The organism is Ancylomarina sp. (assembly GCF_041555295.1).
Taxonomy (GTDB): domain Bacteria; phylum Bacteroidota; class Bacteroidia; order Bacteroidales; family Marinifilaceae; genus Ancylomarina.
The window spans coordinates 20,858-27,217 of record NZ_JBFFKR010000022.1 but is presented as its reverse complement, the minus strand read 5'-3'; the positions used below and the strand labels follow the sequence as shown (position 1 = coordinate 27,217).

Annotated in this window: 4 protein-coding genes and 1 riboswitch; of the genes, 1 reads left to right on the top strand and 3 read right to left on the bottom strand. The window is 33.9% G+C overall.

Annotated elements, in window-relative coordinates; all coding sequences use genetic code 11:
* Together ABY905_RS03520 and ABY905_RS03515 are read right to left on the bottom strand one after the other, a co-directional pair.
* Positions 1–284: lipoprotein (locus tag ABY905_RS03520; protein WP_372640563.1), on the bottom strand; the 284-nt coding region annotated here is incomplete at its 3' end.
* 328 nt (positions 285–612) lie between these two features.
* The gene (locus ABY905_RS03515) at positions 613–1,467 is read right to left on the bottom strand and encodes a hypothetical protein (protein WP_372640560.1); all 855 of its coding nucleotides are present in this window, start codon (positions 1,465–1,467) and stop codon (positions 613–615) included.
* Positions 1,468–1,764: 297 nt separating this feature from the next.
* Here ABY905_RS03515 and ABY905_RS03510 point away from each other — a divergent pair, with 297 nt between their 5' ends.
* Positions 1,765–4,302 (top strand): ATP-binding protein, encoded by a 2,538-nt coding sequence (locus tag ABY905_RS03510; RefSeq protein WP_372640557.1) that lies wholly within the window; start codon positions 1,765–1,767, stop codon positions 4,300–4,302.
* A gap of 264 nt (positions 4,303–4,566) precedes the next feature.
* Here the strand turns inward: ABY905_RS03510 and ABY905_RS03505 are convergent, their stop codons facing one another.
* Positions 4,567–5,901 (bottom strand): sigma-54-dependent transcriptional regulator, encoded by a 1,335-nt coding sequence (locus ABY905_RS03505; RefSeq protein ID WP_372640555.1) that lies wholly within the window; start codon positions 5,899–5,901, stop codon positions 4,567–4,569.
* Positions 5,902–6,140: 239 nt separating this feature from the next.
* Positions 6,141–6,341: riboswitch (cobalamin riboswitch) on the bottom strand.
* Positions 6,342–6,360: the final 19 nt, after the last annotated feature.

Sequence of the window (6,360 nt, the reverse complement as noted above, 5' to 3'; positions counted from 1 at the left end):
TGCTCAAGTAAGTTGTTGATAGCAGCGATGTTTTGTGAAATTTTTTGTTTTTGAGATTTTGTAGGAGTCTCAGAAGCAACAGCTACAATATTCTCTTTTTCTTTGATGATCTCAAGATTCTCTTCGATAGAGTTTAAAGTAGATACAAACTCATTAATAGAAACTTCTTTCTGCTTAAGTGTTTCTGTAAGTTGTACTTTGTCAGCCTTTAGTTGTTCAAGTTCTTTTTGGTTACAAGAAGCAAAAAGAGTTAAGATCAATAATCCAAAAATAATACGTTTCATAGTCATGTTCTAAATTATACAATATTCAAAATAAATTCTGGTAGGTATAGTATAAATACTGTGCCAAAAATAAAATTCTGAAAAATTGAGTTTGAAAATTTAAGATAAAAGCCACTGTTTGTAGGCTTTGTGTGATATATTCTGTTTAGGATAAACTCTCCATGGTTTTAATTGGTGAATAAAACTGTGGAATATTTCCTCACTACTGTGGTGTGCTTCCTCAATTATGTAACATATTTGCTTTACTAATATAAAGATATATGTTATGGAAAAAGAAAGACCATCTGAAAGGATGGCCTTTATTTAATGCACTTTCAGTAGGTTTTGATTATTTAATTTTAACAACCAGGTATTTTGAACTTTTCCAAAATTGTTCAGCATCAATAATTGCTAATCCTTTTCCCGCTTCAAATTTAAATGAGCTTAGAGGATGAGTCGTGATTATTTCAACTTTTTCACCTTCAATAGGGATTAATGCTATTTCTCTGATATCAATTTGTTTGAACTCTTTTGAATCGAAGTTTTCGTTTAAAACAGTAGCAGAACCGATGCCAATAATACCACCTTTTTTAGTGATAATATTCTTGGATTTTAGCTCAGAACTAGACCCAATCACATAGTAAGCCGTATTTAGGTTGTTAGTCTTCTCTTCAATAAGCTTCGTTCTTTCAGCATTTTCAGTACTTAAACTATCAACGGTTGTATTCAGACTCGCAACATTCGTTGTTAAACCTTCTACTTTGATATTTAATGAAGCAATATTCTCTGTAAGAATTACAATGTCAGCTTCTTTTTGAGCAACATCAGCTTTCAAACGCTCAGTTAATTTTCTCAGCTTTGAATTTTGGTACCAGCTATTTTTAAGTTTCTTATCAAGCTCAGCAATCTTTAAACGATTTTGCTCAAGAATATTATTAATAGAAGTCAGTGCACTTGAAATTTTTTGTTTTTGAGATTTGTCTGGATTCTCTGAATTTACAGCGACAATTTTTTCTTTCTCTTTAATAATCTCAATGTTTTCCTCAATGGAATTTAAAGTTGCTACAAAATCATTAATGGCAACCTCTTTTTGGTTTGCTGTGTTTGTAAGTTCTTGATTTTGTTCTTTAAGTTGCTTAATTTCTTTCTGATTACAAGCAACAAAAAATGGTAGGATTAATAGGGCAAAAATAATACGTTTCATGTTTTTGATCTTTATTTATGTGATTCTAGTTTAATTCTGAAAACATGTATTGTAAATACTGTGCCAAAGGGAATTTACTCATCTCGTTTTGGGTTAAATGTTTCGTAAGTTGTTTAAAATGTGTAATATGAATGCTTTGTAAATAAATAAAGTTTCTGTTGTGAGTATAGAGTCTGGGTATGTAATTGGGGAATTTTTAGCCAGAACTGAGTGAGAAATACTCAATTGTAGAATATTAACATCGGTTTATATATAAAATCCTCTAAATTTGTATTTTACAAACATTTCGAACCTCATATGGTAAAAAATAAAGATCAACACATCAAAGTAAAAGTGATTGCAGGTTATCTTGTATTACTAATAACAATAGTTAGTGCTGGGTTTATTGGTCACTCAAGCTATGAAAGGTTGATGAATTCAGTTTCTCAACTCTCCAAGCCCGATGCTGAGATTTCTCGCATGAACCATCTTCTTACCGATCTTTCTGAAGCGGAAAATCATATTCGAATTTATTCTTTGACTAAGAAAGATCAGTATTTGAAATTGTTTGTAAAAAAGGTTGAGTCTATTAAATATGATCTGGATTCTTTGCGTTCAAGCAATATTAAGAATGCACATTCAATCCAAATGATTGATTCGATGATCTTTTTGATTGATGTTCGTTCCAAAAAATTAAATGCTTTTGCCCGAATAAAAAAGGTTAAGGAGAGTATAAATTATACTGAGCAAGCTTTAAAAGAATTGAGTGATGCCTCAAATTATTCTCGAGCAGAGCTTGAGAGCTCTATAACCAAGCGGACTATTGTTGATACAATAATGAAAACCAAGAAAAAGGTAGAAGAACCTAAAAGTTTCCTTGGAATTAAATTTGGGAAGAAAAAAGAATCCGAGTACGAGGTTGTTGATCGTGTGATTGAGCGTCAAGAGGTGGGTATTGATAGTAGCTTTATCTTAAAGCAAGACAGTCTCTTCAATAGTTTTAAGGAAGAATTAGAGTTATCTCGGAGAAAAGAGCAAAAGGCTCGTGAAAGATTAATGCATGAGGAACTCAAATTGGTTGATGAAAACGCTATCATACTACAGAAGATAAAAAAGCTATTAACTGAGCTTGAGCAGCAACAAATTAGAGATATTACACAAAAGGTTACCCAAACCGAGCAACTAGCTAAAGACTCCATTATACTCATAACCATTGTTATTATTGTTGGGTTTATTTTTGGTGTATTATTCATCCTGTTTACCCTTCTCGACCTTTCAAAATCAGATTATCTGAAAAAACAACTTATCCTTGCCAAAGGCAAAGCTGAGAAATTAGCTAGGGTGAAAGAAGAATTTTTAGCATCGATGAGTCATGAGATAAGAACACCATTAAATGCTTTGATAGGTTTCTCTCGTCAGCTTGAAAAAACGGAAATGGATGCTGAGCAAACAAAGTATGTTGAGGTCATAGAGAACTCATCAAATCATCTTCTAGGTTTGGTAAATGATATTCTGGATCTTGCGAAAATTGAAGCCGGTAAACTGGTGATAGAAAAGCAGAGTTTCGAACCTAAGAAATTGATACAGGAGGTATACAACCTATTAAGTGTTTCTGCTAACAAGAAGAATATCAAATTTTCATGGACTTACGATGGTGAAGAACAATATCTATTTGAAAGTGATCCATTTCGTTTAAAACAGATTTTATTAAATCTAGGTTCAAATGCAATTAAGTTTACCGAAGAAGGTGCTGTAAGTATAAAGGCTGTAATGGAAACAGGTGCTGACAAAAACACGTTTAAAGTGAGTTTAATTGATACAGGTATTGGTATCTCATCTGATAAATTAGAACATGTTTTTGAAGATTTCAGTCAGGCAGAATCTTTCTCTGCAAGAAAATATGGTGGAACTGGTTTGGGCTTATCAATTAGTCGACGATTAGCTAGAATGTTAGGTGGCGATTTAAGTGTCAGCAGTGAATTGGGTAAAGGATCTGAATTTCGTTTGGATCTTCCAATTACAAAGGGGGAAGCTATTAGAGAGGAATCATCAGTGAAGCTTATAAATAAAGTGCCTGATGAACTCAAGCAAAAAAGGATTTTGGTGGCTGAAGATGATGAGTACAGTTCGCTTCTGATGCAAACTATTTTTAAAGGATGGAATCTAAATCCAAGCTTTGTAAATAATGGCTTGAAGGCTCTGGAGTGTATGCAAAATAGCAAGTTTGATATCCTACTGACTGATATTCATATGCCAGAAATGGGAGGTGTGGACTTATGCAAATATATTCGTACTAATCTAAAATCAAAGATGCCTATTATTGCTTTAACAGCGAATGTGCGTCAAGTTGATTTGGATAAATATATCAAAGAAGGTATGTCAGCCTACTTACTGAAGCCTTTTGAAGAAGATGCATTACTGGAAACCCTATGTAAGCAATTGAAGATCGAAGTTGAAATGAGTCCGGTGGAGGAAGTGAAATCATTATATGAAACGAGCCATCTATTATTTGATTTATCAGAAGTGGAGAAATTCTCGGGAGGTGATAATGCCTTAGTTAATAAGATTCTGACTAGCTTCACGCGAATAGCCAAGGAGAGTCTTCAGCTCCTTAAAGATGCTAGTGATGGCAAGCATTATAAGCAGATAGGTGAAATTGCCCATAGAATGTTGAGCTCTTACCGACAGCTTAAAATAGAGTCTGCAAGTGATATTTTGATTGAATTAGAAAAAATGATTCATCAAGAGCCTGATGAGCTAATGAGTATTGAAGAGGTGAATCGTGCTATTAATAAACTTGAGGAATTATCAAATCAGATTTTTAAACAAATTGAAGACTTGCAAGAGAACCCTTAATTGAGTTTGACGTCTACAGTTTTCCACCTATAAACATTCTGAAATATTTCGTGTGTGAGTAAAATGGAATATAGAAATCCCATCTTGTTTTTTTTGTCAGGTAAGACAAGAATAAACCATCAATAAGAGGTCTGAAAAACAAGAAATAGACAATGATGAATTGACTAATGTCTAATTCGGGTTTGTAGATAAGAATGAACGGAGCACACACAGTCAAATAGTAAAGGAAAAAAACTAGAAATTTTGTTGTCATTCTATTTTAAATTAACCTTCTATACCATATTGCTTCATCTTAGTATAAAGCGTTTTTCTGTCGATATTGAGTAAGCGTGCTGCCTTTGATTTATTGTTGTTGACTTCTCTCAAAATATCAATAATCTTATCTCTTTCTGTTGAAGCCTGAATAAGTTTCAAGTCAGTCGTATTATCAGCTATACTTGTCGATTCCTGATAGTGGAGTATTTCGGGAGGCAAGGCTGATGTTTCGAGACGTTCACCAGTGCTTAAAAGTAAGGCTCTTCGAATCACATTTCTAAGCTCTCTTAAATTTCCTGGCCAACTGTATGCTTTTAGTTTCTGAATAAATTCATCAGAAAAGTGATTGATATTTTTATTGAGTTCCTGATTGGATAGGTTTAGGAAATTATCAGCGAAAAGCTTGATGTCTTCTTTTCTATCACGAAGAGCTGGAACTGAAATCTTGAATTCGTTCAAGCGGTGGTATAAATCTTCTCTAAAATTAGACTTATTAACCTCTTTAATTAGATCTTCATTGGTTGCAACGAGTATTCTAACGTCAGTATCAATATCATTATTACTACCAAGCTGACGAATTTTTTTTTCTTGAATAGCCCTTAATAGTTTGATCTGGATTTCGTAGGATAAATTTCCAATCTCATCCAGGAAGAGTGTCCCCCCTTTGGCAAATTCAAACTGACCTTTTTTATCGGTAATGGCACCAGTAAAAGAGCCTTTATTGTGACCAAAAAGTTCACTTCCTGCTAACTCATTGGATAAGGCTCCACAGTCTACTGCCACAAAATTTTTATCCTTTCGGGCACTGGCCTCATGAATTCGTCGAGCTACAATTTCTTTTCCTGTTCCACTTTCTCCCTCAATAATCACAGACATATCAGTTGGAGCAACCAGATTGATATACTGATCGATCTGAACAGAATTAGGACTTTTACCACGAATGAATTCGATTTTTTTAGTTTTACCAACTTCCTCAACAGTTTTAGATTTTTCTATTGCGGAATTGATAAGGACGAGAATTTCTTCAGGATTGAGAGGTTTTGTTATGTACTCGTAAGCTCCCAGTTTTATGGCATTCACGGCTGTTCGAATTTCAGCATAAGATGTCATGATGATGACAGGCATGTGAGGATTCAAACTCTTTATTTGCTTGAGAAGATCAAGGCCATTGATATCAGGTAAACGAAAATCACTAATGACCAAGTTCGGCTTAAAGCTGCCAAATTTTTTTAATCCTTCATTGGCAGAAAAGGCGATATCAGATTCGAAACCTTTTTTATTAAGTAGGCCTTGAAGCATGATACAGATCGTAGGATCATCGTCTATAATGAGGATTTTATTCATAATGAGCTTATCGGGATGCTAAACTGTGAAAGTCAATTTAAACAAAATTAAGTAAAAAGCTTTGACGGAATACTATGAGTTTGAAAAAAAATAAAGGATTGTAAGCTTGCTATCGCAATTTTACAATCCTTTTAACAGTTACTTATGAATTTTTACGAGCAGATCTATGGCAAAGATCAACTCTGCTTGCGTCAAAAAAGTGAAAGGTTACAGAGACTTTCTGCTTTTCTTACCCGAAAGCTAAACTCAAGATTATAGGCAGGTCTTCTGGCTTATCTCAATTTTGAACACCTTCCCGTCCGCTTCAGGCTGACAGTGGTCTTTCGTTCAAAATACAGATTCGAAAAATTTCGAATCAAGAATTACAGCTGCGGGGACAGCTCCTGTTTTTAACAGGATTCCCTATTATTCCTTTCGGAACCCAAATCGTTTTGCAAGTTTAATCAAAAATTATAATTT